This is a genomic window from Streptomyces sp. NBC_01520 (genome assembly GCF_045040375.1).
In the GTDB taxonomy this organism is placed as follows: Bacteria; Actinomycetota; Actinomycetes; order Streptomycetales; family Streptomycetaceae; genus Streptomyces.
Genome location: NZ_CP109404.1, coordinates 1,359,938 through 1,386,327, shown reverse-complemented (window position 1 = coordinate 1,386,327; position 26,390 = coordinate 1,359,938). Strand labels below are relative to the sequence as shown.

The 26,390-nt window shown below is 70.7% G+C and carries 24 protein-coding genes and 4 tRNA genes; 19 read left to right on the top strand and 9 right to left on the bottom strand.

The genetic code is table 11. The features are described 5' to 3' along the window. Window position 1 precedes the first annotated feature (1 nt). Window positions 2–75: transfer RNA gene (locus tag OG524_RS06310), tRNA-Cys, on the bottom strand. A gap of 37 nt (window positions 76–112) precedes the next feature. After that, window positions 113–185 (bottom strand) — tRNA-Gly (locus OG524_RS06305). Between the two features lie 163 nt (window positions 186–348). Between OG524_RS06305 and OG524_RS06300 the strand changes: the two genes are divergently transcribed. From OG524_RS06300 to OG524_RS06290, 3 genes are all read left to right on the top strand, one after another. After that, window positions 349–1,395, top strand: coding sequence for a chorismate-binding protein (locus tag OG524_RS06300; RefSeq protein WP_405812431.1), 1,047 nt, complete (start codon window positions 349–351; stop codon window positions 1,393–1,395). After that, complete coding sequence (locus OG524_RS06295; RefSeq protein WP_405391927.1) at window positions 1,392–2,213, top strand: aminotransferase class IV; 822 nt, start codon at window positions 1,392–1,394, stop codon at window positions 2,211–2,213. Before OG524_RS06300 ends, OG524_RS06295 begins: the two co-directional genes overlap by 4 nt. A gap of 108 nt (window positions 2,214–2,321) precedes the next feature. Further along, the gene (locus OG524_RS06290) at window positions 2,322–3,158 is read left to right on the top strand and encodes a GNAT family N-acetyltransferase (RefSeq protein WP_405391928.1); all 837 of its coding nucleotides are present in this window, start codon (window positions 2,322–2,324) and stop codon (window positions 3,156–3,158) included. A gap of 54 nt (window positions 3,159–3,212) precedes the next feature. Here the strand turns inward: OG524_RS06290 and OG524_RS06285 are convergent, their stop codons facing one another. Continuing rightward, the gene (locus OG524_RS06285) at window positions 3,213–3,728 is read right to left on the bottom strand and encodes a DsbA family protein (protein WP_405391930.1); all 516 of its coding nucleotides are present in this window, start codon (window positions 3,726–3,728) and stop codon (window positions 3,213–3,215) included. 154 nt (window positions 3,729–3,882) lie between these two features. Between OG524_RS06285 and OG524_RS06280 the strand changes: the two genes are divergently transcribed. The 3 genes from OG524_RS06280 (at window position 3,883) to OG524_RS06270 (ending at window position 5,988) form a co-directional block, all read left to right on the top strand. Then, a complete protein-coding gene (locus OG524_RS06280) occupies window positions 3,883–4,341 on the top strand; it encodes a hypothetical protein (protein ID WP_405391931.1) in 459 nt (152 codons plus the stop codon). Window positions 4,342–4,660: 319 nt separating this feature from the next. Next, a complete protein-coding gene (locus tag OG524_RS06275; protein ID WP_405391932.1) occupies window positions 4,661–5,680 on the top strand; it encodes a LacI family DNA-binding transcriptional regulator in 1,020 nt (339 codons plus the stop codon). A gap of 152 nt (window positions 5,681–5,832) precedes the next feature. After that, entirely contained in the window at window positions 5,833–5,988 is a 156-nt protein-coding gene (locus tag OG524_RS06270; RefSeq protein ID WP_384500643.1) for a hypothetical protein, read from the top strand. A 90-nt stretch (window positions 5,989–6,078) separates the two neighbouring features. Here OG524_RS06270 and OG524_RS06265 read toward each other — a convergent pair whose 3' ends face one another. Further along, window positions 6,079–6,639: a CGNR zinc finger domain-containing protein gene (locus OG524_RS06265; RefSeq protein ID WP_405391933.1), complete on the bottom strand. Its 561-nt coding sequence runs from the start codon at window positions 6,637–6,639 to the stop codon at window positions 6,079–6,081. Window positions 6,640–7,180: 541 nt separating this feature from the next. Next, window positions 7,181–7,594: an SsgA family sporulation/cell division regulator gene (locus tag OG524_RS06260; protein WP_003959770.1), complete on the bottom strand. Its 414-nt coding sequence runs from the start codon at window positions 7,592–7,594 to the stop codon at window positions 7,181–7,183. Window positions 7,595–7,784: 190 nt separating this feature from the next. Between OG524_RS06260 and OG524_RS06255 the strand changes: the two genes are divergently transcribed. From OG524_RS06255 to OG524_RS06225, 7 genes are all read left to right on the top strand, one after another. Next, window positions 7,785–8,240, top strand: coding sequence for a TIGR02611 family protein (locus OG524_RS06255; RefSeq protein WP_405391934.1), 456 nt, complete (start codon window positions 7,785–7,787; stop codon window positions 8,238–8,240). Between the two features lie 54 nt (window positions 8,241–8,294). Next, window positions 8,295–8,366 (top strand) — tRNA-Val (locus OG524_RS06250). A 228-nt stretch (window positions 8,367–8,594) separates the two neighbouring features. Then, window positions 8,595–9,881 (top strand): ABC transporter substrate-binding protein, encoded by a 1,287-nt coding sequence (locus OG524_RS06245; protein ID WP_405391935.1) that lies wholly within the window; start codon window positions 8,595–8,597, stop codon window positions 9,879–9,881. A gap of 10 nt (window positions 9,882–9,891) precedes the next feature. Continuing rightward, window positions 9,892–10,884: a carbohydrate ABC transporter permease gene (locus tag OG524_RS06240; RefSeq protein WP_405391936.1), complete on the top strand. Its 993-nt coding sequence runs from the start codon at window positions 9,892–9,894 to the stop codon at window positions 10,882–10,884. Then, a complete protein-coding gene (locus tag OG524_RS06235) occupies window positions 10,881–11,741 on the top strand; it encodes a carbohydrate ABC transporter permease (protein WP_405391937.1) in 861 nt (286 codons plus the stop codon). The genes OG524_RS06240 and OG524_RS06235 overlap by 4 nt, the downstream gene beginning before the upstream one ends. A gap of 50 nt (window positions 11,742–11,791) precedes the next feature. Then, window positions 11,792–12,337 carry a hypothetical protein gene (locus OG524_RS06230; protein ID WP_405393304.1) on the top strand — a complete coding sequence of 182 codons (546 nt, stop codon included), beginning with the start codon at window positions 11,792–11,794 and terminating at the stop codon, window positions 12,335–12,337. A gap of 55 nt (window positions 12,338–12,392) precedes the next feature. Continuing rightward, complete coding sequence (locus OG524_RS06225) at window positions 12,393–15,140, top strand: Tat pathway signal sequence domain protein (RefSeq protein WP_405391938.1); 2,748 nt, start codon at window positions 12,393–12,395, stop codon at window positions 15,138–15,140. Here the strand turns inward: OG524_RS06225 and OG524_RS06220 are convergent. Further along, window positions 15,137–17,584 carry an SCO7613 C-terminal domain-containing membrane protein gene (locus tag OG524_RS06220; RefSeq protein WP_405809383.1) on the bottom strand — a complete coding sequence of 816 codons (2,448 nt, stop codon included), beginning with the start codon at window positions 17,582–17,584 and terminating at the stop codon, window positions 15,137–15,139. The genes OG524_RS06225 and OG524_RS06220 overlap by 4 nt on opposite strands. Window positions 17,585–17,676: 92 nt before the next feature. Here OG524_RS06220 and OG524_RS06215 point away from each other — a divergent pair, with 92 nt between their 5' ends. Both OG524_RS06215 and OG524_RS06210 read left to right on the top strand, forming a co-directional pair. Next, window positions 17,677–18,123: an SRPBCC family protein gene (locus OG524_RS06215; protein WP_405809381.1), complete on the top strand. Its 447-nt coding sequence runs from the start codon at window positions 17,677–17,679 to the stop codon at window positions 18,121–18,123. Between the two features lie 39 nt (window positions 18,124–18,162). Then, window positions 18,163–18,234, top strand: a tRNA-Val gene (locus tag OG524_RS06210). 61 nt (window positions 18,235–18,295) lie between these two features. On the opposite strand, the gene OG524_RS06205 is transcribed toward OG524_RS06210, so the two are convergent. Continuing rightward, window positions 18,296–19,021, bottom strand: a complete 726-nt coding sequence (locus OG524_RS06205; RefSeq protein ID WP_405391941.1) for a 3'-5' exonuclease — start codon at window positions 19,019–19,021, stop codon at window positions 18,296–18,298. A 196-nt stretch (window positions 19,022–19,217) separates the two neighbouring features. On the opposite strand from OG524_RS06205, the gene OG524_RS06200 reads away from it, so the two are divergent. The 3 genes from OG524_RS06200 to thrS all read left to right on the top strand — a co-directional run bounded on the left by OG524_RS06200 (window position 19,218) and on the right by thrS (window position 23,153). Further along, the gene (locus OG524_RS06200) at window positions 19,218–19,817 is read left to right on the top strand and encodes a DUF4365 domain-containing protein (RefSeq protein WP_405391942.1); all 600 of its coding nucleotides are present in this window, start codon (window positions 19,218–19,220) and stop codon (window positions 19,815–19,817) included. Beyond that, on the top strand, window positions 19,817–21,058 hold the full coding sequence (locus tag OG524_RS06195) for a hypothetical protein (RefSeq protein WP_405391943.1): 1,242 nt from the start codon (window positions 19,817–19,819) through the stop codon (window positions 21,056–21,058). The genes OG524_RS06200 and OG524_RS06195 overlap by 1 nt, the downstream gene beginning before the upstream one ends. Window positions 21,059–21,167: 109 nt before the next feature. Next, the gene (gene thrS / locus OG524_RS06190; RefSeq protein ID WP_405391944.1) at window positions 21,168–23,153 is read left to right on the top strand and encodes a threonine--tRNA ligase; all 1,986 of its coding nucleotides are present in this window, start codon (window positions 21,168–21,170) and stop codon (window positions 23,151–23,153) included. A 27-nt stretch (window positions 23,154–23,180) separates the two neighbouring features. Here the strand turns inward: thrS and OG524_RS06185 are convergent, their stop codons facing one another. Continuing rightward, window positions 23,181–23,858: a potassium channel family protein gene (locus OG524_RS06185; RefSeq protein WP_405391945.1), complete on the bottom strand. Its 678-nt coding sequence runs from the start codon at window positions 23,856–23,858 to the stop codon at window positions 23,181–23,183. Between the two features lie 66 nt (window positions 23,859–23,924). Here OG524_RS06185 and OG524_RS06180 point away from each other — a divergent pair, with 66 nt between their 5' ends. Continuing rightward, entirely contained in the window at window positions 23,925–24,497 is a 573-nt protein-coding gene (locus OG524_RS06180) for an HIT family protein (protein WP_405391946.1), read from the top strand. A gap of 100 nt (window positions 24,498–24,597) precedes the next feature. Here OG524_RS06180 and OG524_RS06175 read toward each other — a convergent pair whose 3' ends face one another. Further along, a complete protein-coding gene (locus OG524_RS06175; RefSeq protein ID WP_405391947.1) occupies window positions 24,598–26,268 on the bottom strand; it encodes a hypothetical protein in 1,671 nt (556 codons plus the stop codon). Between the last annotated feature and the right edge of the window lie 122 nt (window positions 26,269–26,390).

Genomic DNA, 26,390 nt, shown 5'->3' with positions numbered 1-26,390 from the left:
TTGGAGGTGGAGACGGGATTTGAACCCGTGTAGACGGCTTTGCAGGCCGTTGCCTCGCCTCTCGGCCACTCCACCAGGGATGGGGGTTCGGGAAGATCCCCCACCTTCTGCGAGCGGACGACCAGGTTCGAACTGGCGACCTCAACCTTGGCAAGGTTGCGCTCTACCAACTGAGCTACGTCCGCTTGTCATTCCCGGTTCGCTTGCGCGTCCCGGCGACGTGTTGAACTCTAGCGGATTCCCGGGCCAGTACAAAAACGCGTTTGCGCAGCGTGCTGCGCTGCCCCCGCCCCGCCGCAGGTCACCGTGCGCCGTCCTAGACTCGTCAGCGTGCACGACTTCGCCCCCATGGCCCGCTTCGGCGGCCTCGTCGCCTCCGGTCTGCAGGATGTGACCAGCGATCCTGCAGCCCTCGAATCATCCGGTTTCTGGGCAGTATCAGCCGATTTCGAAGGCCGCTTCATCTGTGCCCGCTTCGCCACAGTGCGGAGTGAGCAGGTGCCACTCCCCGTGCCCGGCGCCTGGCGGGGGCCGGGCACGGGGGACTGGACGTCCTCCCTCGACGAGGCCGCGTACGTGGCCGGAGTGCGACGGATCCGTGAACACATCGCGGCCGGTGAGGTCTATCAGGCCAACCTCTGCCGGGTGCTGTCCGCGCCGCTGTCCGACCCCGCCGCCGACGTGGACGCCCTCACCGCCCTGCTCGCCCGCGGCAACCCCGCCCCGTACGCCGGGACGATCCGGCTGCCCGCGCACGGGGTGGAGATCGCGACCGCGTCCCCCGAGCTCTTCCTGGAGCGCGACGGCCGGACCGTCACGTCCGGGCCGATCAAGGGCACCGGACGCACCGAGGCGGACCTGCTGGAGAAGGACCACGCGGAGAACGTAATGATCGTGGACCTGGTCCGCAACGACCTGGGCCGCGTCTGCGCGACCGGCAGCGTGAGCGTCCCGGACCTCTGCGTGGTGGAGAAGCACCCCGGGCTCGTCCACCTCGTCTCCACCGTGCGTGGCCGGCTCGCCGACGGTGCCGGGTGGCCGGAACTGCTCGGCGCCGCGTTCCCGCCCGGATCCGTCACCGGTGCCCCCAAGTCCAGCGCGCTGCGGATCATCGAAGCCCTGGAGACGTCCGACCGCGGGCCCTACTGCGGAGGAATCGGCTGGGTCGACGCCGACCGGGCCACCGCCCGACTGGCCGTCGGAATAAGGACGTTCTGGATCGACCGTACCGGCACCACGCTCCTGTTGCGCTTCGGCACCGGGGCCGGGATCACCTGGGGCTCCGACCCCGAGCGCGAGTGGGCGGAGACCGAGCTCAAGGCGTCCCGGCTCCTCGCGGTAGCGTCGGGCGCCTACGAGGACACCTACGGGGTGACAGGAAGGACCGAGGCATGAGGATTTGGGTCAACGGCGAACTGCGGGGTGCCGATGACGCGCGGGTGTCCGTGCTCGACCACGGACTGACCGTGGGCGACGGCATCTTCGAGACGGTCAGGGTGTCCGACGGCCGCCCCTTCGCACTCACCCGGCATCTCGACCGGCTGACCCGCTCGGCCCGGGGCCTGGGACTGCCCGACCCCGACCTCGACGAGGTCCGCCGCGCCTCGGCCGCCGTCATCGAGGCCAACCCCATGCCCCTCGGCCGACTGCGGATCACGTACACCGGCGGTCTCTCCCCGCTCGGCTCCGACCGCGGCGACGCCGGGCCCAGCCTGGTCGTCGCGCTGGGCGAGGCCGCCCGCCGCCCGGACAGCACCGCGGTGATCACCGTCCCCTGGACGCGTAACGAACGCAGCGCGGTGGCCGGGTTGAAGACCACCTCGTACGCCGAGAACGTCGTCGCCCTCGCGCGCGCCCACGAGCACGGCGCGTCCGAGGCCCTCTTCGCGAACACGGTCGGGCAGCTCTGCGAGGGCACCGGATCCAACGTCTTCGTCGTGCTGGACGGCCGGATCCACACCCCGCCCGTCACCTCCGGCTGCCTCGCCGGGATCACCCGCGCCCTGGCCGTGGAGTGGACCGGGGCGCAGGAGACCGATCTCCCGCTGGACGTCCTGGACCGGGCCGAGGAGATCTTCCTGACGTCTACGCTCCGCGACATCCAGGCCGTGCACCGGGTCGACGGACGGGAACTGCCGGGTGCCCCCGGGCCGGTGACGGCGAAGGCCATACGGATGTTCGACGAGCGCGCCGGTGACGACCTCGATCCGTGAGCCGTCGAACCGTCGAACCGTGAACCTCCGATGCGTGAACCTCCGATCCGTGGACCCGATCCGCAAAAGCGGGTGACGGACCGCCGTCCAGCGGATAGAACACCCGTGATGACCACGACCCTCCGGCCGACCGGGCCGATCCAGCAAGGCGCCGACGGCGCACGGGCACGCACCTACGACGTGTGCGACAACGGGCGTCCCGTCGGCGCCGTCGGCATCAACACCGACCCGGTGTTCGGCCCGACGGCGGGCATCCTCCACTCGCTGCGGATCGAGGAGCCGGACCGGAGGCGGGGCCGCGGCACCATCGCCGCCCTCGCCGCGGAGGAGGTGCTGCGGGGCTGGGGCTGCACACAGGTACGCCTGGTGGCGCCCGCGGACAACGAGGCCGCCCAGGCCCTCGCGGGCGTGCTCGGCTACACCGAGCGCAGCCGGAACATGCTCAAGACCCTCCGCCGGACCGCCCCCGCGCTGCCCGACGGGGTCACCGGACGCCCGATGACCGAGCGGGAATTCACCGCGTGGGCGGCCACCAGCGTCGAGACGTACGCGCAGAACTGGATGGAGCGGGGTGTCCCGGAGGAACAGGCCCGGCGCAAGTCCGAGACGGACCACGCCACGAACCTGCCGGACGGCCTGGCCACCGAGGGGATGCGTTTCCACGTCCTCGTCCGCGGCGGCGACGCGGTCGGCCATGTCTGGGTGGCCCGGCACGAGACCCCCGCGGGCGAGCCGATCGGCTACGTCTTCGACGTGGAGGTGCGCGAGGAGCACCGGGGGCGTGGTTACGGCCGCGCGCTGATGCACCACGCGGAGGACATCACGCTCGACACGGGCCTCGGCCGGCTCGGCCTGCACGTCTTCGCGTCCAACACACCCGCGCTCCGGCTGTACGAGTCGCTGGGCTACGGGACGACCCAGTACAACCTGGCGAAGGCCCTCTAGGGACCTCCGCCCGCGCGGAGAGGCCACGGAGGTGAGGTCCCGGAGGCCCGGAGGTCAGTCCCGGGCGGCGAGCAGCCGGTCGGCGATCTCCTCGATCCGCTCGCGCAGCCCCTCCTGGCTCTTCCCGCCGTCCAGCCGCTCGTCGCCGATCACATACGTCGGAGTGCCGGTGACGCCGATCGCCTTGCCCTCGGCCTGGTCCGCGTCGACGATCAGCAGGTGCCGGCCGTCGATCAGAGCCGTGTCGAACTCCTCGGCGTCCAGACCCAGTTCGCGTGCGACGTCGATCAGGAGCGGCTCACCGGTGCGGGCGAGGTCGGCGGTACGGGCCAGCACGGCCTCGATGTACGGCCAGCCCTTGCCCTGCTCGACGGCCTCCTCGGCGGCCTGCGCAGCGGCGTACGCGTGCTTGTGCTTGTCCAGCGGGAAGTGGCGCAGCCGGACCTCCAGCCGGTCGCCGTAGCGGGCGCGCAGGGCGTGGACGTCGGAGAGGGCCTGATGGCAGTCGGGGCATTCGAGCTCGCACCAGATGTCGAGGACGACCGGCGCTGCGGAGGTGGAATCGCTCATGGAATCAGTCTTCCAGGCCGGACCTGCGCGTCCCAATCGGCACCTGGGGAGGACCGCGGCCCTGAAATGTCCCTGATGCGGCCCCGGGCCGTGGCCCCTGCGGCGGCGGCCGGTGCAGGATGGAAGGGACACGTCCCGACTGCAGGAGGCCCCGATGCTTGCCGAGACCATCTGTGCCGCGGTGTCGGTCGCCGGCCTGGGCATTGCCGCGATCACCGCGTACCGCAAGCGTTTCCTCGCCGCGACCAGGATCGCCGCGTATTCGCTCGTGCCGGTCGGACTCGTGATGACCGGAGTCGTCGAATGGGTGTCCGACATCGCCTTCGAGCCGAGCGTCTGGATCGGGTTCGGCCTGCTGGGGGTGGCCTGGCTGCTCTTCATGACCACACGCGCCGTGGAGCGACGCGGTGGTGGCACCCGCAAGGAACGGCGGGCCGCACGGGCCGCGTCGCGGGGTGCCGCCGTCGCCCCCGCCGCATCGGCGCCCCCACTGACATCCGGTGCCGCCGCACCTGCCCCGCAGACGCAGGGCAGGCCCGCGAAGAAGCGGCAGGCTCCGGCCGGCGAGGACTTCAGTGACATCGAGGCCATCCTGAAGAAGCACGGCATCTGACGCCGCCCCCGCACCGGGCGGCGTGGTGACGCTCCCAATATGAATCGATTCATGCCGATTCCTGCCCTGCCCCGCGCACCCGGCTCCGTGGCTGGGCGTCGCGCGTCGGTATATTCGGGTCGCGCCTCCTCGATCTTGACGGTGTCCCGGGGGTGGGGCTAGCGTCCCGAACGAATTGAAACATTTCAATTCGAGGGCGTGGAGCCTGGACGGCGGCGCGTGACGGACCTCGCCGGACGTCCGCACGACTCCGTCCGTACGACTTAGGGACACGCCGCGCCGACGCGTGGCGGCCGAGTGCATCAGTGGGGCAGGGCAAGTGGCGCGTGTGGCAGGGATCAAGGACGTGGCCCGGCAGGCCGGAGTCTCGGTGGGCACGGTCTCCAACGTGATCAACCGCCCCGAGGCGGTGCTGCCTGACACCCGCGCCCGGGTGCTGGCGGCGATCGAGGAGCTCGGCTACGTACGCAGCGAGTCGGCCCGGCAGCTCCGGGCCGGCCGCAGCCGCATCATGGCCCTGCTCGTCCTCGACATGGGCAACCCCTTCTTCGTCGACGTCGCCCGTGGCGCCGAGCGTGCGGCCCGGGAGGCCGGCCTCGGCGTCATGGTCTGCAACAGCGGCCAGAGCCCGGAGGAGGAGGCCGAGTACCTCGGGCTCTTCGCCGAACAGCGGGTCTGCGGCGTGCTGGTCACCCCCGCCGACGCCACCGGGGGCAACCTCGAAGCCTTCGCCCGCCACCGCATCCCCTACGTGCTGATGGACCGGGTCGCGTCGGGCACCGAGACCTGCGCCGTCTCCGTGGACGACGTGCGCGGCGGGATGCTCGCGGTCGGGCACCTCGTGTCGGCGGGCCACCGCACGGTCGCCTACGTGAGCGGTCCCGGGGACCTGCACCAGATCAGGGACCGCAGACAGGGGGCACTCGCCGCGCTCGCCGATGCGGGACTCGGCCCCGAGGCCCTCGTCGAGATCCCCTCGGACCGCCTGGACGTAGCGGCGGGCAGGGACGCCGGCGCCCGCCTCCTCGGCCTCGTGCCACGGCCGACCGCCGTCTTCTGCGCCAACGACCTGCTGGCGCTGGGTGTGCTGCAGTCGCTGTACGCCGCGGGGGTGCGCGTGCCGCAGGACGTCGCGATCGTCGGCTACGACGACATCGAATTCGCCGCAGCGGCGGCCGTGCCGCTCACCTCCGTGCGGCAGCCCGCCATGGTGATGGGCAGGATGGCCGCGGAACTCCTCCTGGAGGAGGCGGACGACGAGGACGGAAGCCACCGGCACCGCAGCGTGGTGCTCCAGCCGGAGCTCGTCGTGCGCGCGTCCAGCGCCGCCCCGCGCTGACCTGCAGGGCCGGGCGATGGGGCCCGAGGCGAAAATATGGGGGAAGGCCGGACGCCGGAGCGAATCCGCGCAGCCCGTAGGGGGTGAACTCGCCGCGCGGAAAGGAGTGTTGATCGCCAACAGGGGTGCCACTGCGTCATGATCACTACGAGATGGTGGACGTATCCCGGGGCGAAGCCCCCGTATCCCCTGCCGAAGAGCCGCGTGGCTGCCTCTTCGCGCTGTCCCAGCCACCCCTGATGATCTTTCTGACGGTGATCGGCGGTCTGCTGCTGATGGCCGCGCTGCATGATCTGTTCCTGCTGTGAGCGGGCGCCCGGCCCGGTGGATCGCGGCCCGCGTTCCGCACGGGCCCACGGCCGGTCCGCCGCCTCCCGCGTCGCCGTGTACGGGGGCCGTCAGTCGGCCGCCGCCTCCTTGCGCCTGGCCCGGTACGCGGCGACGTGCAGCCGGTTCCCGCAGGTGCGGCTGGAGCAGTAGCGGCGGGAGCGGTTCCGCGACAGGTCGACGAAGGCGCGCCGGCAGTCCGGCGCCTCGCACCGCCGCAGCCGTTCCTGCTCACCCGCGACGACGATGAAGGCCAGGGCCATGCCGCAGTCGGCGGCGAGGTGGTCCGCGATCGAGGCGTCCGGCGCGAAGTAGTGGACGTGCCAGTCGTAGCCGTCGTGGTCGGTCAGCTGCGGCGTGGTGCCCGCGGCGGCCACCAGCCCGTTGACGAGGTCGGCGGCGGTACGGGCGTCGGGCGCCGCGAATATGTCCGCGAACCGGCCGCGTACGTCCTGCACGGCGCGCAGGTCCTTCTCGCCGAGCACGCCGACGCCGCTGATGAGATGGCGTTCCGCGAAGGCGTAGAGCGCGCCGGTGTCGGCGAGCCCGTCGCCCGGCTCGCTCTCCGGTGCGGTGTTCACCAGATCGACCACCGTGTCGAGGGCGATCCGGGTGTCGTGTGGGATCAGCACGTTTCGCTCCCTGGCCTCCGGCGGACGGGCGCCCGCCGATGCCGGCTGACTCTACTGCTTCGGCGAAGGCACCCAAGGCCCGGAGCGGGCTTGTAGGGGAGACGGCGGCACTCTGGTCGGCCGAGCGTACGGCGGGAGCCAGAGGCGGCCGCCTGGCGGCTCCAGCGACTGTCCTGAGGGCCGCGCCCCGGTGCCAGTGGTGCGGATGAGGCCTGTGTGACGACAGGTGCAGCGGTGCCGCGGCGGCCGGTGCGGTGCCGAGGAGGGGGGGGGCCGTCATGGCGTCCGACCTCCGTGGAGACACCGGCCGCCGGGCCGCGACGGCGCCCGACCGCGAAGCCGCACCGGGTCCGGGCTGCGGGGCCCGGTCGGTCACCGTCGCCGCCTGCCCGCCCGCACTGCCGCACCCGCCCGCCCCGGGCGCGCCGACGCCGTCGCCGCGGTGGGTTCCGCGGCGACGGCGTCGGCGTCTGCCGTATGAGGTTGTCCGCGTGACGCCGTCTCCCCGAGTCGGACGGCGGCCCGCAGCTCTCGGCCTGGCTCAGCTCTCGGCCAGGATGTGTGAGAGCTCCGTATCGAGGTCGAAGTGACGATGCTCGGTGCCGGGCGGGACCGCGGCGTCGGTCCTCTTCAGGAACGACTCCAGGGCCCTGGCCGGGGCTTCCAGCAGGGCTTCGCCCTCCGGGGAGCTCAGTGCGATACAGACGACGCCCTGGCCGTGACTTCGAGATGGCCAGACGCGGACGTCTCCGGTGCCGGTGGGCCGGTGCAGCCCCTCGGCAAGGAGGTCACGGGCGAAAACCCACTCGACCGTCTCCTCCGCTCCGGTGTGGAAGGTGGCGTGCACGGCATAGGGATCGGCCGTGTCATACCGCAGGCCCGCGGGTACAGGCAGTGAGGACTCGCTCGACACAACGAGGCGCAGGTGCAGCTCGCAGCTGACCGTGGTGTTCATAAGCGCCAGGGCCTTTCGCTCAGTGTGCGCTCGGGGATTCGCACGTCGGCGAAATCGACATGCCACCTACGGTGGCGTTGTAAACCCCTCTGACCTATTTGTGATGCTTCGGGTCGCTCGTGCGGCGGTGTGTAACTTTGGGTCATGCGTCCATTCCGGTGACGATCGCCGGTCGGGTAGGTTGGGCTTCATGAACGCGGAGAGTGACGAGCGGAAAGAGGTCGCCGCTTCGGTGGCCCGTGGATCCGCTACGGGGGACGGGCAGAAGGCGGAGCGTGAGCTGGGGTCGCGGGCGCCCGGGTTCATCCGGGCATCCAGGCTTCTTCACCTGAGCTGGCAGGTCGGCATCTTCGTCGTCGGCCTCGCCGTGGTCGGGGCGGGCATCGTGATGCTGCCGCTGCCCGGCCCCGGGTGGCTGGTGATCTTCGGCGGCATGGCGATCTGGGCGACGGAGTTCGTCTGGGCGCAGCTCGTCCTGCGCTGGACCAGGCGCAAGGTCACCGAGGCCGCCCAGCGGGCCCTCGATCCCAAGGTCCGGCGGCGCAACATCATCCTCACCACGGTGGGGCTCGTGATCATCGCGGTGCTGGTCGGGATATACGTCTGGAAGTTCGGGATCACGATGCCGTGGAAGATCCACGAGTGACCCGGCGGTGGTCCGGACGCACCGCTGACATGGGGTAATGTTTGCGGTGCGCCGGGGCGATTAGCTCAGTGGGAGAGCGCTTCGTTCACACCGAAGAGGTCACTGGTTCGAACCCAGTATCGCCCACCCCGGACCGATGGCCCGGAAGCTTCACTGAAGCTTCCGGGCCATCGGCGTTTCCGCATGCTCCCGTCGCGGCCGCCGGTCAACCCCCGTGACGCCGCCCCGCCACCTCCTGGGGCGCGCCCCGCCGCGAAATTTCGTCCGAACCGTTGACGTGCCCGGTGCGGCTCCTTACTTTTGCCCAGCAAGCGCTTTCTAAAACGATTCAATCGCGAATGATGGGGGCGAGCTATGTCTCGGAACAGCGGCATCGACCGGCGGCAGATGCTGAAGCTGGCAGGATTCTCGGCGGCCGGCCTCGGACTGACCGCAGCCGGCTGCGGCACCGGCGGCAGCGGTTCCGGAGGGCCGGTCACGATCCGGCACTCCTGGTGGGGTGCCGACGACCGGGCGAAGAAGATCCAGCAGTGCGTCACCCTCTTCGAGAAGAAGCACCCGAAGATCAAGGTGAAGACGGACTTCCAGCAGTACCCGGACTTCTGGAAGAAGTTCAACACCCAGGCGGCCGGCGGCAACCCGCCCGACGTCATCCAGAACGCCGTGACCTTCCTGCGCAAGTACGAGGCGAAGAACGTCCTTCTCGACCTCAGCCCCCAGGTGGAGAAGGGCAACCTCAGCCTCGACGGCTTCCGTGCCGGGCTGGAGAAGTTCGCGGACATCGACGGCAAGCTGCTCGGTGTGCCGGTCGGCAGCAACTCGATGGCCCTGGTCATCGACCAGGCGGTCTACGAGAAGGCGGGCATCGCCCCGGAGATCGGCTGGACCTGGGACGACTGGTACGCCGGCCTGGAGAAGATCCGGGACGGCCAGAAGATCGCGGGCGACGTCGGCCCGCACGGTGTGATGTACCTCTACGACCTGATCCTCCGCCAGAACGGCAAGGCCTTCTTCACCGAGGACGGCATGGGCTTCGGCGAGGCCGAACTGCTGCCGTACTGGACCGAGGCCCTCGCCCGGGTGAAGTCCGGCATCTACGCCGACCCCAAGAAGGTCGAGCAGATCAAGCCGGCCTCCGCACTCGCCCGGGGCATGGCCTCAGGAGAGTTCACCTGGGACAACTTCTCCATCCGCTACAGCGCCGAGGGCAAGAGCCGCTACGGGCTCGCCCCCATCCCCAGCACCGACGGCAAGCGCACCGGCCAGTACCTCGGCTCGCTGATGCTGAGCGGTTCCGCCCGCACCAAGCACCCCGCCGAGGTGGCGACCTTCATCGGCTTCATGACGCACGAGCCCGAGGTCGCCCGGATCATGGGCTACGACCGCGGAGTCCCCGCCACCACCGCCCAGTTCGAGGCGTACCGGCCCACCGACGCGCCGAGCAAGGCCATCGAGGCGTACGAGACCGAGATCGCCGACGCGGGCGTACTGGAGCCCATCACCCCGCACCCCGCCGGCGCCGACGTGATCGAGGCGGCCTTCCTGCGCATCGCCGGTGACCTGTCCCTGGGCAAGGCCTCGCCGAAGGACTCCGTGAAGCAGTTCTTCTCCGAGGCGAAGACCGCCCTCGCCTCGAACTGAGAGGAACGCGGTGACTCACATCCAGACCTCCCCGGGCGCCCTCGCCCCTGGGAGCGACCGTCCCGCCGAGCGGCGGAACGGTCCCGGAGAAGGCGCGCCACCCGTCGGCCCGAAGCGGCCCGGCCGCGGCGACAACCTGGCCGGCTACCTGTTCATGTCGCCCTGGATCGCGGGCTTCCTGTTCCTGGTCGCCGGGCCCATGGTGTTCTCGCTGTACCTCTCGTTCACCGAGTACAACCTGTTCGACGCACCACGCTGGATCGGCCTGCAGAACTTCACCGACATGTTCGCCGACCCCCGGTGGCGCCAGTCGGTCAAGGTCACCTCCTGGTACGTACTGATCGGCACCCCGGTCAAACTGGCCGCGGCACTCGCCGTCGCCATGCTGCTCGCGCAGAAGCGGTGGGGCCAGTCCTTCTACCGGGCGGCCTTCTACGCCCCGTCGCTGATCGGCGCGAGCGTCTCGGCCGCCATCGTCTGGCGCGCACTGTTCTCGGACGACGCCGTCGTCGACCGTACGCAGAAGCTGTTCGGCGTCGAGACCGGTGGCTGGATCGGCGACCCCGAGATGATCATCTATGCGCTGGTCGCCCTCACCGTCTGGCAGTTCGGCGCTCCGATGGTCATCTTCCTGGCCGGTCTCAAACAGGTCCCCCGGGAGCTGTACGAGGCGGCCGAGGTGGACGGAGCCGGCCGCTGGCGCAGGTTCTTCCACATCACCCTGCCGATGATCTCGCCGGTGCTGTTCTTCAACGTCCTGCTGGAGACCATCCACTCGTTCCAGATCTTCGGCTCGGCCTACATCGTCAGCAACGGCTCCTGCGGACCGGCCGACGCGACGCTCGTCTACACCTGTTACCTGTACGACCAGGGCTTCGTGAACAGCCGCATGGGCTTCGCCTCCGCCATGGGATGGCTGCTGCTCGTCGCGGTGGGCCTGGTCACCGCCGTGCTGTTCTGGTCCCAGAAGCGCTGGGTGCACTACGAGGAGGGCGGCCGATGAGTCTCCTGGCAGCTGCTGTACGACGCCGGGGTGCCGGCGCACTGGCCTGGCACCTCGGGGCCCTGGTCCTCCTCGTGGTGGTCCTCTACCCGGTCGTGTGGACGTTCGGGGCCTCGTTCAAGCCGAGCTCGGACATCATCGGCGCCCTGGACCTGTTCCCGGCCGACCCGGTGACCGACAACTACACCCGGCTCACCGAGGGCATCGCCGACATCCCGATATCGACGTTCTTCCTGAACTCGACGTACATCGCCGTCGGTTCGGTGATCGGGGTGGTGCTGTCGTGCTCGCTGACGGCCTACGCCTTCGCGAAGGTCCGCTTCGCCGGCCGCAACGCCATGTTCGCCATCATGATCGGCACCCTGCTCCTGCCGTACCACGTGCTGATCATCCCGCAGTACGTGCTGTTCCAGAAGCTGGAGCTGATCAACACCTTCACCCCGCTGCTGATCGGCAAGTACCTCGCCACCGACGCGTTCTTCGTCTTCCTGATGGTGCAGTTCATGCGCGGCCTGCCCAAGGAGCTCGACGAGGCGGCACGGCTCGACGGCTGCGGACACCTGAGGATCTACTGGTCGATCGTCATGCCGCTCTGCCGGCCGGCGCTCATCACCAGCGCGATCTTCACCTTCATCAACGCGTGGAACGACTTCATGGGCCCGCTGCTCTATCTGAACGAGCCCGACAAGTACACCGTCTCCATGGGCCTGAAGATGTTCATCGACCAGGACGCCGTCGCCGACTACGGCGGCATGATCGCCATGTCGCTGGTGGCCCTCCTGCCCGTGCTGGCCTTCTTCCTGGCCTTCCAGCGCTACCTGATCGACGGCATGGCCACCTCCGGCCTGAAGGGCTGAGGCGCGCCGTGACGACGAAGACCCGCACCGCGACCCGGCGTTCGCACGTCATGGACCGTTTCGGCCTGTTCTCCGAATGCCTGCTCACCGGCGTATGGATCGCCGTCGCGGCCCTGCCGCTCCTCACGTTCCCCGCCGCGTTCGCCGCGGGGGCACGACACCTGCGCCGCCATCTGGCCGGTGAGCGCGGCGGCCTGCGCGAGTTCGCCGCCGACGTCCTCGCCGCGGCCCGCGGAGGCTGGCTCGTCGGCCTGTCCGTATGGGCCGCCGGAGCCCTGCTGCTGCTGGACCTGGCAGCCGTACGGGCCGGGCTGCCCGGCGGTCCGCTCGTGGGTGCCGTCGGCATCCTCGCCCTGATCGGCTTCCTGGTCGCCGTGGTACGCGCCGCCGCGTGCTGGGAACCCGGCACCACCTGGCGCCCGCTGCTGGCCGACGCCGGCCGCCGCACGGTCCGCGACCCGGCCGGCTCGCTCCTGCTGGTCTGCGGGATGGCCGTCGTCGTGCTCTCCGGAGCCCTGGTGCTGCCGCTGGCCGTGCCCGTCATCGGGGCCGTCGCGGCCGCCGCCACCGCCGTGGAGGCGCGGCTCGCCCGCTGAGCCCCCTCGCACCACCTTCTCGCTGTCCCCGATCCGCACGGAGAGAGGCACAACCATGTCCAGGATGCCCCGCAGAACACTCCTGAAGGCCGCAGCGGCTGCCGGCGCGGCCGCACAGCTCAGCTGGTCCCTCGGCTCCGGCACCGCCACCGCGGCCCAGAGCGCCGACGGCGGCGCCGCCGACCCCGTCGCCCTCACCTGGCTGGAGTCCGGCGGCCTCGGCGCCGCCCCCGGATCCACCCTCGGCGTGCCCTGGCCCAAGGGGCGTTACGCCAAGGACCAGACCTTCGCGCTGGCCACCGAGGACGGCAAGGACGTCCCGGTGCAGACCTGGCCGATCGGCTACTGGCCGGACGGCTCGCTCAAGTGGACCGCGCACGCCGTCGGCCCCGAGGTCACCGCCAAGAAGTTCGCCCTCACCACCGGAACCCCCGCCGCCCCGAAGAACAAGGTCACCGCCACCCGCTCGGGCGGCACCATCACCGTCTCCACCGGCGTGATCACCGCGCAGCTCGGCACGAACGGCTCCGCCCTCGTCAAGACCGTCACCCGGGGCTCCACCGAGATCGCCGGCAACGGCCGGCTCGTCCTGCTCCGCCAGAACGAGATCGAGGACGGCGACCAGGGCAACGAGAAGTACGAGCGCTTCGAGAGCGTCATCGAGGAGGCCGCGATCGAACAGGACGGCCCCGTCCGCGCCGTCGTCCGCATCGACGGCAAGCACCGCAAGGGCTCCCGCTCCTGGATGCCCTTCTCCGTACGCTTCTACTTCTACGCCGGCGCCGACTCCTTCCGGATGATGCACACCATCACCTACGACGGCACCCAGGAACCCGGCAAGGCGAGCGGCGACTTCATCCGCGGCCTCGGCGTCCGCTTCAGCGTCCCGATGCGCGACGCCGCCCACGACCGCCACATCCGCATCGGCGGCGACGGCACCGGACTCCTGCGCGAAGCCGTGAAGGGCATCACCGGACTGCGCCGCGACCCCGGCGCCGCCGTCCGCGAGGCCCAGTTCGCCGGACAGAAGCTCCCCGACCCCGCCACCTGGGACCAGCGGGTCACCAGCCGCCTGCAGTACATCCCCGAGTGGGGCGACTACACCCTCTCCCAGCTCTCCGCCGACGGCTTCGGACTGCGCAAGCGCACCAAGAAGGGCCACGGCTGGATCCCGGCGGGAGGCGGCAGGCGGGCCTCCGGCTTCGGATACGTCGGAGGACCCACCGGCGGATTCTCCTTCGGACTCCGAGACTTCTGGGAGAAGCACCCCGCGCAGCTCGACATCCGCGACGCCCACACCGACACGGCCGAGGTCACCCTCTGGCTCTGGTCACCCGAAGCACAGCCCATGGACCTGCGCTTCTACCACGACGGCATGGACCAGGACACCTACGCCGAACAGCTCGAAGGCCTCAACATCACCTACGAGGACTACGAACCCGGCTTCGGAACCCCGTACGGCATCGCCCGGACCAGCGAACTCCTCTTCTGGGCCAACGAGTCCACCCCCGCCGCCGAGACCCTCGCCCAGCAGGTCGACGCCGTCCGCACCCCGCCCCAGCTCGCCGCCCCGCCCAAGCAGCTCGTCCAGGCCAAGGTCTTCGGCGGACTCTTCGCCGAACCCGACCGGTCCACCGCCGCCAAGTCGAAGATCGAGGACCACCTGGACTTCCTCTTCACGTACTACAAGGACCAGGTGGAGATGCGCCGCTGGTACGGCTTCTGGGACTACGGCGACATCATGCACACCTACGACCCCAGCCGGCACCAGTGGTGCTACGACGTCGGCGGCTACGCCTGGGACAACTCCGAACTCTCGCCCGACCTCTGGCTCTGGTACGCGTACATGCGCTCCGGCCGCGCAGACATCTACCGTTTCGCCGAAGCCATGACCCGGCACACCGGCGAGGTCGACGTCTACCACCTCGGCAAATGGGCCGGACTCGGCACCCGCCACGGTGTCCAGCACTACGCCGACAGCGCCAAGCAGCAGCGCATCGCCAACACCACCTACCGCCGGATGTTCTACTTCCTCACCGCCGACGAGCGCGTCGGCGACCTCATGCACGCCAACGTCGACTCCGACGAGACCTTCCTGGCCCTCGACCCCATCCGCAAGATCCGGACCGAGCCGTACACCCCCGACCGCCACGCCCTGTCCATCGGCTTCGGCACGGACTGGAGCGGCCTCGTCTCCGCCTGGCTCACCGAGTGGGAACGGCGCGGACCCAAGTGGGAGAAGGCCAGGGACCGGGTGCTCTCCACCATGGAGACCATCGCCGCGCAGCCCAACGGATTCGTCCAGGGCGTCGGCCTCTACGACCTCGACACGGGCAGGTTCGCCGTCGCGGACAAGCCCGCGGTCGGAGTCTCGCACCTGTCGGCCATGTTCGGCCTCGTCGAACTCAACGCCGAACTCATCGACATGATCGACATGCCGGCCTTCAAGGCCGCCTGGATCGACTACTGCCGCTACTTCAACGCCACCAAGGCCGAACAGGCCGCACGCTACGGAAGTAACTTCGGCACCCTGCTGCTGTTCCAGGGCCACTCACGACAGGACGCCTACGCCGCCGCCCAGACCGGCGACGTCACCCTCGCCACCCGGGCGTGGAAGCAGTTCTACAGCAGCAACGACGCCTGGGACTACAAGGAGAGCACCGACTGGAGCACCAAGAAGATCGAGGGCCCGACCGGACTCGTCGAGGGCGGTGAAGCGGCCTGGGTGAGCACCAACTCCACCGCCCTGTACGGACTCGCCGCGATCCAGAACCTCGCGCTCGTCGGCGACAGGATGCCCTAACGCATCCGCCCCAGGCTCTCCCGCACCCGGCGCGCGTCGCGCAGCCGCTGCTCGTACGTCGCACCGACCGCGAGCAGCAGCAGCCCGGCGAGCGCCGGGAACGCCCACCGGGGGAGCGTGTCGAACACCTGGACCACATGCGGCGCCAGCTCGTGCAGCCCGTCCAGCGCCAGGACCGAACCGCCCAGCACCAACGGGGCCTGCAGCCTGAGCCGGGCGCCCACCAGCGTCACCACCAGCGCCGCCACACCCAGCAGCAACGGGCGCAGCCAGCCGGGATCGGACCACGCCACCACGAGGCTCGGCACCATCGTCATCGACAGGGCCGGGCCGTACGCCACCCAGGAGGACGCGGCCGGGTCCCTGCGACGGCGCAGACACCCCACCGCGAACGCGGCCACCGACACCGGCAGGGTGTACGCCTCCGGGTCCGACACCCCCGAAGCCACCAGCCGCACCCACGTGGCCAGCACGAACAGCACCGCAGCCACGTACCCCGCAGCCGGCCGGCGCTCGGGCCGCAACGCGGTCCCGGCGGCCAGCACCCCGCACAAGGCCAGCACCAGTGCGAGGAACGGCGCGTCCGTCACTGCGAGCCCCACGGCCACCAGCGCGCCGAACGCCCCGGCGGCCTCCAGCGACAGCGCCACCGCCGCCACCCGCAGCCGCGCCCCGAGCAGCACCGCCACCGCGGGGACGACCAGCACCACCGGAGCCACCTGCGGCGCAGTCCACCCCAGCGACGCCCCCGCCGCGGAAGCCACCACGATCGCGCAGAGCACCGAGCCGACGGCGAGCACCGACCGGACCACGACAGCCTTCGACCGGGCCGCCGTACCCGCGAACAGCACCAGCAGGCCCCCGAACACGGCGTACGTGGCCGGCTCGGCGGCCAGTGCCAGCAGTCCCGCACTCACCGCACCTACCAGGCCGCACACCAGAGCGGTCAGCGACAGGGCACCCGACCCCCGCCGCACGGCGAGCTCCAGCAGCCCCGCGACCAGCAGCAGTTCCACGCCCACCGCCACCGCGTACGGCACATCCGCCACCGCGAGCAGCGCGAGCACCGCACCCCACCCCAGGACCGTCGCTCCGGCCCCCGCGGCCACCGGCCACCCCGGACGGGGCACCGCGAACATCCCCCGCGCCCACCCGAGACGCAGCGCGCCCAGCACACCCGCCACCAGGACCAGCGCCACCGGGGACGCGGCCGACGCCGGCCACGACATCGACGGCCCCAACGCACCCCGGAAGCCCTCCGGCGCACCGGACCACACATCCGCCAGCACCGAAACCGGCCCCAGCAGCACCGCCGCCACCACCGGCGACGCCCACACCAGCGCACCCGCCGTGACAGCGGCGGACGCACCCAGCACACCCCGGCCCACCGGCCGCGGGACACGAACCCGCAGGACCGGCAACAACGCGATGCCGCACAGCAGATACACCACGACCGACCAGTTCCACGGCAGTCCCGTACGCAGCACACCGCCCACCGCGGCCACCGAGGCCAGACCCGCCACCGCACCCGCGGCCACGGCCCACTCCTTCGGCGCGCGCCACGCCCCGGCCAGGGCCACCCCCGCACCCGCCAGCAGCAGCGCTCCCGGGCCCACGGCCGACAGCGGACCGCCGGCCGACACGGACAGGGCCAGACCGATCAGCAGCGCGACCGCCCCGGTCATCGACGCCCCGACGGCCGCAGTGACCCGCACCGCGAGCCCCCGGCCCCGCAGCGCCACCGGCACACCCGCCGCAGCCGTCACCAGCAGCGCCCACCCGAAGACCACCGCGGGCGCACCCGCGGCCCACGCCCACAGCAGCAGCGGCAACTGGCCCGCCACCACGGCCGCAGGCAGCGGCAGCCGCAGCCGCCCGAGCCACAGGCCGTACGCCGCCCACACCGAAGCGAGCACGGCGGACGCGACGGCCGCGAACGCCGGCCCGTCCGTGTCCGGCGCCGCCACCGCGTGCAGCGCGTAGGCGTCCAGCACCGTCAGCACCAGCGCGAGCGCGGCCAGCGCCTCGGCCGTCGACGTCAGGCCCCGGCGCAGCAGTGGCGCGGGCGCCACGAGCGCGCCGACCGTCACCGCCGCGAGGACCGCCGAACGGCCCGCGATGCCCATCTCGCCCCAGCTGAACAGGGTGAAGGCGATCGCCGCGATCGTCAGCAGGAGACCACCGAGGACCAGCAGCACGTTCTGCACGGAGGACGAAGCGGCCACCGGACCAGCCGGCACCGCACCGCCCGGCGGCCCCCAGACGGACGGCCGGGCGAGGGGCCGGGCGGGGGGCGCCGTGAACGGCGGCGGAGCGACCGGCGGCCGCAGCACACTCAGCAGCCAGGCACGACGGTTCAGCAGCTGGATCCTGCGGGCGTCCAGCTGGACCAGTTCTCGGTCGAGGAGCGCCAATTCCTCGGCGGGTGGCGGCACATGTTCCATGTACCGGAGTGTGGCGGCGGCCACGCGCTCGTACATGCGCTCGGATACTCAGTTCCGGCACTGAGTAGGCCCCGCACGCGCAGACTGGACCCATGGACCGCAACCACTACCGTTTCACCAGCGTCTGGGATCTGCCCGCCGCGCCCGACGCCGTGTACGCGGCGCTCGAACGCGCCGAGGACTACCCCCGGTGGTGGCCGCAGGTCCGCGCGGTCACCCCCGTCGACGACACCACCGCCACGGCACGCTTCCGCTCGCTGCTCCCGTACGACCTCGTCATGACCCTCCGGCAGAGCCGCCACGACCCCCGCGCCCGCGTCCTCGAAGCCGCCATGAACGGCGATCTCGACGGCTGGGCCCGCTGGACCGTCACCCCGCACGACGGCGGCAGCCGCGTCCTGTACGAGCAGGAGGCCGACGTCCGCAAACCGCTCCTGCGCCGCCTCGCCGTGCCCGGACGCCTCTTCTTCCGCGCCAATCACACGCTGATGATGCGCTCCGGACGCCGTGGACTGACGGCATGGCTCCAAGCGGTTTGAACGTACCCCGCCGGGCCCTGTATGGTTCAACCCGTTCCCGGGCGATTAGCTCAGTGGGAGAGCGCTTCGTTCACACCGAAGAGGTCACTGGTTCGAACCCAGTATCGCCCACCCGGGAAAAGCCGGTCCGTCAGCACACCGACGGACCGGCTTTCGCGTACCCGGTCCCGGATCAGGCCGCCGCGGGCAGCTCGGGACGCAGCGGCCACGACGGATCCACCGCCTCCGGAGTGCCGCTCTTCTCGAACCACGCCTGCAGACCGCGCGCCTGCGCCGCGTGCCACACCGCCTGCCGTGTGTGCAGCTCCGCCGGACTCAGCCGCTCCAGCCGGGTGGAGAACCGCCGCCCCACCGCGCGCACCAGCTCCAGCGAGGCCGCCGCGTCGGCCGCCGCGTCGTGCGCCCCGTCCAGCACCACCTCGTACAGCTCGCACAGGTCCGTCAGCGTGCGGCGGCCCTTGCGGTAACGGTCCAGATGCTTGTCCAGGACCCGCGGATCCAGCACGCACAGCGGCGCGTTCCCCAGATACCCGGCCAGTGACGAGGCCCGGTGGCGCCTCAGCTCCCGGTCCAGCAGCGTCAGATCGAACGGCGCGTTCATCACGACGAGCGGCCGCCCCGTCGCGCACTGCTCGGCCAGCGCCCGGGCTATCTCCTCGACGACCGGCGCGGGCCACCGGCCGTTGCGCTGCAGATGGTCGTCGGTCAGACCGTGGATCTCGGTGGCCCCGACGGGCACCGGAATCCCCGGATTGACCAGCCAGCGGGTGACGCGGAGCCGTCCGCCCGCCGTGTCCTGGACGACGAGGGCGGCCGAAACGATCCGGTCCTCCTCGACATCCACGCCTGTTGTCTCGGTGTCAAAAGCGGCCAGCGGCCCTTCGAACCAGTGCATCATCCCTGAACTCCTCGCACCTGCACGGCAGATGGCGGGATTCCTCTGCCCGATTCGGTGATACCCGCGCCCTTTGCCTGATACGCCGTTTGGAGCGCCTCTCCTGCGGTGACAACACAGGTGACGGGAAAGGAAGTTGGCCGTCCCGTCAGCGGAGACCGGGCAGCCGGTCGGCACAGCCCGGAAGGCACACGGAGCCATGGCGCTCGCGCAGCCGAACCCAGGGGGCCCTGCCCGAGCCGGGAACCACGGGGGAGGACCGCCACCGCAGCGGACCGCACCACCGCTGCGCGGCACCCTCGCCACCACCGCCTGCATGGAGACCCTCCAGGTGGGCTACCTGCACGCCGTGGCGGCCGCGGCGGGATGCTCCCTCTCGCAGCCCTTCCCCGACAACGGCATCGACTGGCACGTCAGCCACGGCGCCCCCGCCCACACCGTCGACGACGAAGTGACCATCAAGGTGCAGCTCAAGTGCACCTACCAGATCCCCCCGCACCCACCGGGCGCCTCGTTCGCCTTCACCCTCGACAACGCCCACCTGGTGAAGCTCGCGCGGACCCCCGTGTCGGTGCACAAGATCCTTGTCGTGATGCTCGTGCCCCGCAGCCAGGACGACTGGCTGCGGGCCGGACACGAACGGCTCGACCTGCGGCACTGCTGCTACTGGACCAACCTCGCCGGCCACGCGGTGACGGGCCGGCACAGGACCACTGTGCGGATCCCGACCTCGCGGATCTTCGACGACCGGGCACTCTGCGAGATCATGGCCCGGGTCGGGGCGGGAGGGAGACCCTGATGCACCGGTCGATGGACGAGCCCGCCGGCCGAGCGACACCGGCGGGCCCACGCGCACACCCGTACGCCGAGGACCCGGATCCGCACCAGGGGCCCGGCCCCACCCTCGTCGACCCCGCCGTACTCGGCGTCCTCCTGGGCCGGCACGGCTGGCGCCGGCGCGGAGGAGCCGCCGGGCACTACAGCCGCTGGACCCCGCCCGGCCCCGCCGCGTCGGGCACCAGCCTGCTCGTGCCCGACACCACCGCCTACCCCGACAGCGAGGACCTGCTCGCCGAAGCCCTCACCGCGCTCGCCCGCAGCGCCGCCCCGTCCGCGCGCGACGTCCTCGTCTCCCTCGCCGTCCCCAGCGACGAGATCCGCTGGTGGCGCGACGTCCCCGAGGAGACGTCCGGGGCCGCCGGCTGGACCGAGGCCGAACAACTGCGCACCGCGGCCCGGCAGATCCTCCTCGCCGGGGCACTCGCCGTACGCGGCACTGCCGGCTACCACGGCGCACGCAACCGCGGGAAGGCCCGCGCGGCCCTGGACGGCACCCTCGTCGGACCCGCGCCGGGCGGCCGCCGACTCACCGTGTTCGTCCCCGTCGCCGCCGGCCGGGCCGTCGCCGTACAGCTCTACCAGGCCCTGCACGCCACCCGGGAGGCCGTCGACTACCAGCGGGCCACCGGTGGCATGGAGGCGTTCGGCAGCGCCGTCGCGGCCGGGGTCAGCCGCGAGCTGACCGAAGCGGTCGTCGCTCTGGTCCGGGGATCGGAGGGCGCCAGGATCACGCTGGACTGGGCACCCGCCGCCGGAACCCCCGAAGGCTGCCCCGCACGGCCCGAACCCGTCGAGTTCTCCCCGGGCGATCTGCCCGCCCTGCGCCTGGCCGGGGTGCGCTACCTCCAGGACGAACCCGCCGTCCCGGTACGGATCACCGGAGCCGTCGTACGGCTGCGCCGCTCCGGACCCCGCGGCCCCGGCGTCGTACGGCTTCGGGTGCTGGCGGGCGCGGAGGTCGCGCACGTACGGATCGAGCTCGACGAGGAGGCCTACCGGATCGCGGGCCACGCCCACCTCGTCGGACTCCCGCTCCGGGTGGAGGGCCGGCTGGAGAACAGGGGCGGCTTCCGGCGGCTCACCGGCGCCTCCCAGGTGGCGCCCGTCCAGGTCGACGAGGCGGAGCGGGACCGGCTGATGAAGTCGCTCCAGGAGAACGTCGACTTCTTCGAGGAGGCCTGCACGGGGGATGAGGGATAGCCCCGGGGGCACCCCCGCAGTATCCATTTCGCGTCCGGGGCCTCCGGCTCGGTACGATTCCTCTTGCGCGCAGAGGAATGCGACGCACCCCCTCAGTCAGGAGAGACCGGTGTCAGACGTCCGTGTGATCATCCAACGCGATTCCGAGCGGGAAGAGCACGTGGTGACGACGGGGACGACGGCCGCCGAGCTCTTCCCCGGGCAGCGCACCGTCGTCGCCGCCCGGGTCGAGGGCGAGCTGCGCGACCTCGCGTACGAGCTCAAGGACGGCGAGGTCGTCGAGCCCGTGGAGATCTCCTCCGAGGACGGCCTGAACATCCTGCGGCACTCCACCGCGCACGTGATGGCCCAGGCCGTGCAGGAGCTGCACCCCGAGGCCAAGCTGGGCATCGGCCCGCCGGTCAAGGACGGCTTCTACTACGACTTCGACGTCGAGAAGCCGTTCACGCCCGAGGACCTCAAGGCCATCGAGAAGAAGATGCAGGAGATCCAGAAGCGCGGGCAGAAGTTCTCCCGCCGGGTCGTCACCGACGAGGCGGCCCGCGAGGAGCTCGCCGACGAGCCGTACAAGCTGGAGCTCATCGGCATCAAGGGCTCCGACTCCCTCGAGAACGCCGGCGACGGCGCGGACGTCGAGGTGGGCGGCGGCGAGCTGACCATCTACGACAACCTGGACGCCAAGACCGGTGAGCTGTGCTGGAAGGACCTCTGCCGGGGCCCGCACCTGCCCACCACCCGCTTCATCCCCGCGTTCAAGCTGATGCGGAACGCGGCGGCGTACTGGCGGGGCAGCGAGAAGAACCCCATGCTGCAGCGCATCTACGGCACCGCGTGGCCCACCAAGGACGAGCTCAAGGCGCACCTGGAGTTCCTGGAGGAGGCCGCCAAGCGCGACCACCGCAAGCTCGGCAACGAGCTGGACCTCTTCTCCTTCCCCGACGAGATCGGCCCCGGCCTCGCCGTCTTCCACCCCAAGGGCGGCGTCATCCGCCGGGCCATGGAGGACTACTCGCGGCGCCGCCACGAGGAGGAGGGCTACGAGTTCGTCTACAGCCCGCACGCCACCAAGGGCAAGCTCTTCGAGAAGTCCGGCCACCTGGACTGGTACGCCGACGGCATGTACCCGCCGATGCAGCTCGACGACGGGGTGGACTACTACCTCAAGCCGATGAACTGCCCGATGCACAACCTGATCTTCGACGCGCGCGGCCGCTCCTACCGCGAACTGCCGCTGCGCCTCTTCGAGTTCGGCACGGTGTACCGCTACGAGAAGTCGGGCGTCGTCCACGGGCTGACCCGCTCCCGCGGCTTCACGCAGGACGACGCGCACATCTACTGCACCAAGGAGCAGATGGCCGAGGAGCTCGACAGGACGCTCACCTTCGTCCTGAACCTGCTCCGCGACTACGGCCTGACCGACTTCTACCTGGAGCTCTCCACCAAGGACCCGGAGAAGTTCGTCGGCTCCGACGAGGTCTGGGAAGAGGCCACCGAGACGCTGCGCCAGGTCGCCGAGAAGCAGGGCCTCCCGCTGGTCCCCGACCCGGGCGGCGCCGCTTTCTACGGCCCGAAGATCTCGGTGCAGTGCAAGGACGCCATCGGCCGTACCTGGCAGATGTCGACCGTGCAGCTCGACTTCAACCTCCCGGAGCGCTTCGACCTGGAGTACACCGGCCCGGACGGCACCAAGCAGCGCCCGGTCATGATCCACCGCGCGCTGTTCGGCTCCATCGAGCGTTTCTTCGCGGTGCTGCTGGAGCACTACGCGGGCGCGTTCCCGGTGTGGCTGGCGCCGGTCCAGGCGGTCGGCATCCCGATCGGCGACACCCACATCCCGTACCTCCAGGAGTTCGCCTCCGAGGCGCGCAAGAAGGGGCTGCGGGTCGATGTGGACGCCTCCTCGGACCGGATGCAGAAGAAGATCCGTAACCACCAGCGCGCCAAGGTCCCGTTCATGATCATCGTCGGTGACGACGACATGAACGCGGGCACGGTGTCCTTCCGCTACCGCGACGGCTCGCAGGAGAACGGCATCGCCCGTGACGAAGCGATCGCCAAGCTCGTCGATGTGGTGGAGCGCCGCGTACAGGTGTGATCCCTGCGTGAGGAGGCCCCCGGGGAGCTACGCGCTCCCCGGGGGCCTCTTCTCGTCCTCCCGGGTGAACACCTGCAGCAGCCACGACGAGAACGATCCCGTCACCGCCCCCAGCAGAGCCAGCCCGCAGGCCATCAGTCCCGTCGCGATGACCCGGCCGGGAAACGTGACCGGCACGGCGTCCCCGTACCCCACCGTCGTGAGCGTCGCGCACGCCCACCACACCGCGTCGCCGAACGTACGGATGCTGGCATCCGGGGCCGTGTGCTCCAGGTGGTACACGGCGAGCGACGCCGAGAAGCCGAGCAGTACGGTCGTGAGCCCCGCGTAGGCGATCACGCGGGCATACAGGCTCAGCCGTGGCTCGTCCCGGCGCTTCTGGACCGCCGTGTAGATCTGGACCACACGCAGAGGGCGCAGCAGGGGCAGCGCGAGTACCACGGTGTCCAGCAAGTGGGTGCGTACGAAGTGCCCGCCCAGGCCGCTGAGGCGGAGCCGCACACCGTAGTCCACCGCGAAGAGCAGCCAGGTGGCGGCGACCAGGGCGAGGGCGATGTCGGGCCACGGTTCGCTGTCGTGGGGGGCGAGGACGCGTACCGCGTAGCCGGTGAGGAAGATCAGCGCCGCGACGAAGAGCGGGACCTCCGTACGCCGCTCCCATTCCGTGAGCCGGAAGGGTGCGGGAGAGGCTGGGCGGTCGCTCATGGCCCCAGCATCGCGGTGCGCTGCCCGGTCGGGCCCCGGCGACACGCTCGGCAGGGGTGAAGCAATATGCTGACCGGCATGACGAGTGAGCCGGAGCAGCAGATCGGAGTGGGGACGCCCGACGCGTTCCAGCGCCTGTGGACGCCCCACCGGATGGCCTACATCCAGGGTGAGAACAAGCCGAGCGGCCCGGGGTCCGGGGACGGCTGTCCGTTCTGCGTGATTCCCGCGAAGTCGGACGAGGACGGGCTCGTCGTCGCGCGTGGCGAGAAGGTCTACGCGGTCCTGAATCTGTACCCGTACAACGGCGGGCACCTGATGGTGGTGCCGTACCGGCACGTCGCCGACTACACGGAGCTGGACGGTCCGGAGACGGCCGAGCTCGCCGACTTCACGAAGCGGGCCATGGTCGCGCTGCGGGCGGCGTCCGGGGCGCACGGTTTCAACATCGGGATGAACCAGGGCGCCGACGCGGGCGCGGGTATCGCCGCCCACCTGCACCAGCACGTGGTGCCGCGCTGGGGCGGGGACACGAACTTCATGCCGGTGGTCGGGCACACGAAGGTGCTGCCGCAACTGCTGGGAGACACCCGGACGATGCTGGCCGACGCGTGGCCGTCGGATCTGCCGGCCGTCTGAGACCCGGCCGACGGAGCCTTTGGCCGTCCGAGCTTCTGCCGGTCCGAGCGGATCACTCCAGCGGGTGGGGCGCCCAGCACGGGGCGGCCCACCCGCTGTGTCATGCGTCGTAGACGTCGGCCTTCTTCGGCGCGGCGTCCTGGACCATGCCGCTGAGTGCCATGGAGCGGTTGTTGAAGCGTTCGGTGTCGACGCCGTGCTCCTCCAGGACCCGCATGGCCGCGGAGTGCACGACGCGCAGGACGGGGGTGGCCGCCCGCATGGCGTCGTCGGCCATGAAGCGGTGGCCCCAGGGCTGGGCCGCCCAGGCATGACGCAGCCCGAAGGGCTCCGGCAGGACGATCTTGCCGCCGAAGTAGTCGAGCAGCGGCGGATACCAGGTGAGGGGCGCCCGCAGCGCGAGCCGCACGACCTCGTTGGCCTTGACGAGGGGGAGCGTGATGGTGCGGGTCTCCCAGAACCGGACGGACTTCTTGACGGTCTTCGTCTCGGCGGCGGGCTTGGACAGGAAGAGCGAGTGGACAGGGCCGAGCGCGTGTCCGGTCACCTCGATGCGCAGGGTCTCGTGCAGCACGGTGACGGTGATCAGCATGGTGATGACCAACTGGCCGTCCCAGAGGGTGAACTGGACGCCGAGGTAGTGCCGGTCACCGCTGCTGAACTGCTGGTGATTGCAGATGCGCTGTATCTCGTGGGGCTTGATCTGGAAGGTGGCCACGTCCTCGCCCTCGGGGCGGGAGACGGAGTCCGCGTTCTCCCCGACGGGTGAGACGATCCAGTGCTTGACGGACGGGGTGGGGAATCCGCCGGTGTTCAGAGGGCCGCGTTCCAGCATCTTCAACTTGTCGTGGATGGCCCGCACCACATCCCAGCTGCGGAACTGGTGGATCTCCTTGGCCGGGTCCTTGGGCACCAGCTCCTCGGCGAGCTGCCAGCTGCCCCAGCGGGTGCCCATGCCGAGGACGCCCTTGGCACCGGCGTAGAAGACCGAGTTCGACTGCTGTTCGGCGGAGAGCTTCTCCAGGCCCTGGCGCAGGGCCTCGCGGGCGGTCTCGTTGGGGTTCTTCGGGACGGCCTCGGGGATCTTCGCGCTGACACCGGTGCCGGAGAGGAGCCCGGACCAGCGGGCCCGCATGTCCTTGGCGGAGGATTCCGCGATCCGTTTGGCGAGCACCCATCCGATCAGCGGGGCGACGACCATGGCGCGCAGGTAGAGGGCCAGGAGCCCGGTGAGCGGCATGGTGATCAGGAAGAACGCGGCGACACCGCCGACCGCCACGAGCAGGACGCCGCCCAGGGACCGGAACACCGTGTCCTTGGACTTGTTGAGCGAGTCGCGCAGCCGGAAGGCCAGGACCCAGAGGACGAGTCCGGGCAGGAAGGCGATGCCGAAGACGGCCGTGATCATGGTGAGTCTGGTGTCGCGCGCCTTGCGGAGCCGGGTCGCGGAGAGGCAGTGCTCGACGACGGTCTGCGGGTCGCTGCCGAAGGACTGGATGAGGGCGCCGCGGCCGCCGCCGAGCATGCGTTCCTGGACGGCGCGGGAAAAGGCCTCACCGAGATTCGGCTTGAAATAGTCGGACTTGAAGAGCTTGGAGTTGCCCGGTTTCACTTCCGACTTGTGCCACTCGCTGTTGGCCTTGAGGATCTCCGCCACATCGCTGTCACGGTACGCGGCGGAGGCGAGGGCGTTGGTCGCCACCGCCTGTCCGCCGGAACCCTGGAGCGGGATCTGCGCTCCGGGAGAGAAATCGAATCCGTCGTTGGCCACTGTCGCCCCCACTCGCCCGCACGGTCTGCTCCTGCGGCTGTTCCCAACTACCGTACGTCGCACACCTTCTGAGCTGGGACCACAGCGTATCGTCCGGAACGCGGCGCCGCCCGCCGTTGGGC

What these genes read in the sequence shown, in the direction of transcription:
- OG524_RS06205 (WP_405391941.1), bottom strand. Translation starts at nt 19,021, where the DNA reads ATGATGCACTGGTTCGAAGGGCCGCTGGCCGCTTTTGACACCGAGACA.
- OG524_RS06215 (WP_405809381.1), top strand. Translation starts at nt 17,677, where the DNA reads ATGGACCGCAACCACTACCGTTTCACCAGCGTCTGGGATCTGCCCGCC.
- OG524_RS06255 (WP_405391934.1), top strand. Translation starts at nt 7,785, where the DNA reads ATGAACGCGGAGAGTGACGAGCGGAAAGAGGTCGCCGCTTCGGTGGCC.
- OG524_RS06225 (WP_405391938.1), top strand. Translation starts at nt 12,393, where the DNA reads ATGTCCAGGATGCCCCGCAGAACACTCCTGAAGGCCGCAGCGGCTGCC.
- OG524_RS06270 (WP_384500643.1), top strand. Translation starts at nt 5,833, where the DNA reads ATGGTGGACGTATCCCGGGGCGAAGCCCCCGTATCCCCTGCCGAAGAG.
- OG524_RS06180 (WP_405391946.1), top strand. Translation starts at nt 23,925, where the DNA reads ATGCTGACCGGCATGACGAGTGAGCCGGAGCAGCAGATCGGAGTGGGG.
- OG524_RS06235 (WP_405391937.1), top strand. Translation starts at nt 10,881, where the DNA reads ATGAGTCTCCTGGCAGCTGCTGTACGACGCCGGGGTGCCGGCGCACTG.
- OG524_RS06230 (WP_405393304.1), top strand. Translation starts at nt 11,792, where the DNA reads ATGGACCGTTTCGGCCTGTTCTCCGAATGCCTGCTCACCGGCGTATGG.
- OG524_RS06260 (WP_003959770.1), bottom strand. Translation starts at nt 7,594, where the DNA reads ATGAACACCACGGTCAGCTGCGAGCTGCACCTGCGCCTCGTTGTGTCG.
- OG524_RS06280 (WP_405391931.1), top strand. Translation starts at nt 3,883, where the DNA reads ATGCTTGCCGAGACCATCTGTGCCGCGGTGTCGGTCGCCGGCCTGGGC.
- OG524_RS06220 (WP_405809383.1), bottom strand. Translation starts at nt 17,584, where the DNA reads ATGGAACATGTGCCGCCACCCGCCGAGGAATTGGCGCTCCTCGACCGA.
- OG524_RS06185 (WP_405391945.1), bottom strand. Translation starts at nt 23,858, where the DNA reads ATGAGCGACCGCCCAGCCTCTCCCGCACCCTTCCGGCTCACGGAATGG.
- OG524_RS06200 (WP_405391942.1), top strand. Translation starts at nt 19,218, where the DNA reads ATGGCGCTCGCGCAGCCGAACCCAGGGGGCCCTGCCCGAGCCGGGAAC.
- OG524_RS06295 (WP_405391927.1), top strand. Translation starts at nt 1,392, where the DNA reads ATGAGGATTTGGGTCAACGGCGAACTGCGGGGTGCCGATGACGCGCGG.
- OG524_RS06195 (WP_405391943.1), top strand. Translation starts at nt 19,817, where the DNA reads ATGCACCGGTCGATGGACGAGCCCGCCGGCCGAGCGACACCGGCGGGC.
- OG524_RS06245 (WP_405391935.1), top strand. Translation starts at nt 8,595, where the DNA reads ATGTCTCGGAACAGCGGCATCGACCGGCGGCAGATGCTGAAGCTGGCA.
- OG524_RS06300 (WP_405812431.1), top strand. Translation starts at nt 349, where the DNA reads ATGGCCCGCTTCGGCGGCCTCGTCGCCTCCGGTCTGCAGGATGTGACC.
- OG524_RS06285 (WP_405391930.1), bottom strand. Translation starts at nt 3,728, where the DNA reads ATGAGCGATTCCACCTCCGCAGCGCCGGTCGTCCTCGACATCTGGTGC.
- OG524_RS06290 (WP_405391928.1), top strand. Translation starts at nt 2,322, where the DNA reads ATGACCACGACCCTCCGGCCGACCGGGCCGATCCAGCAAGGCGCCGAC.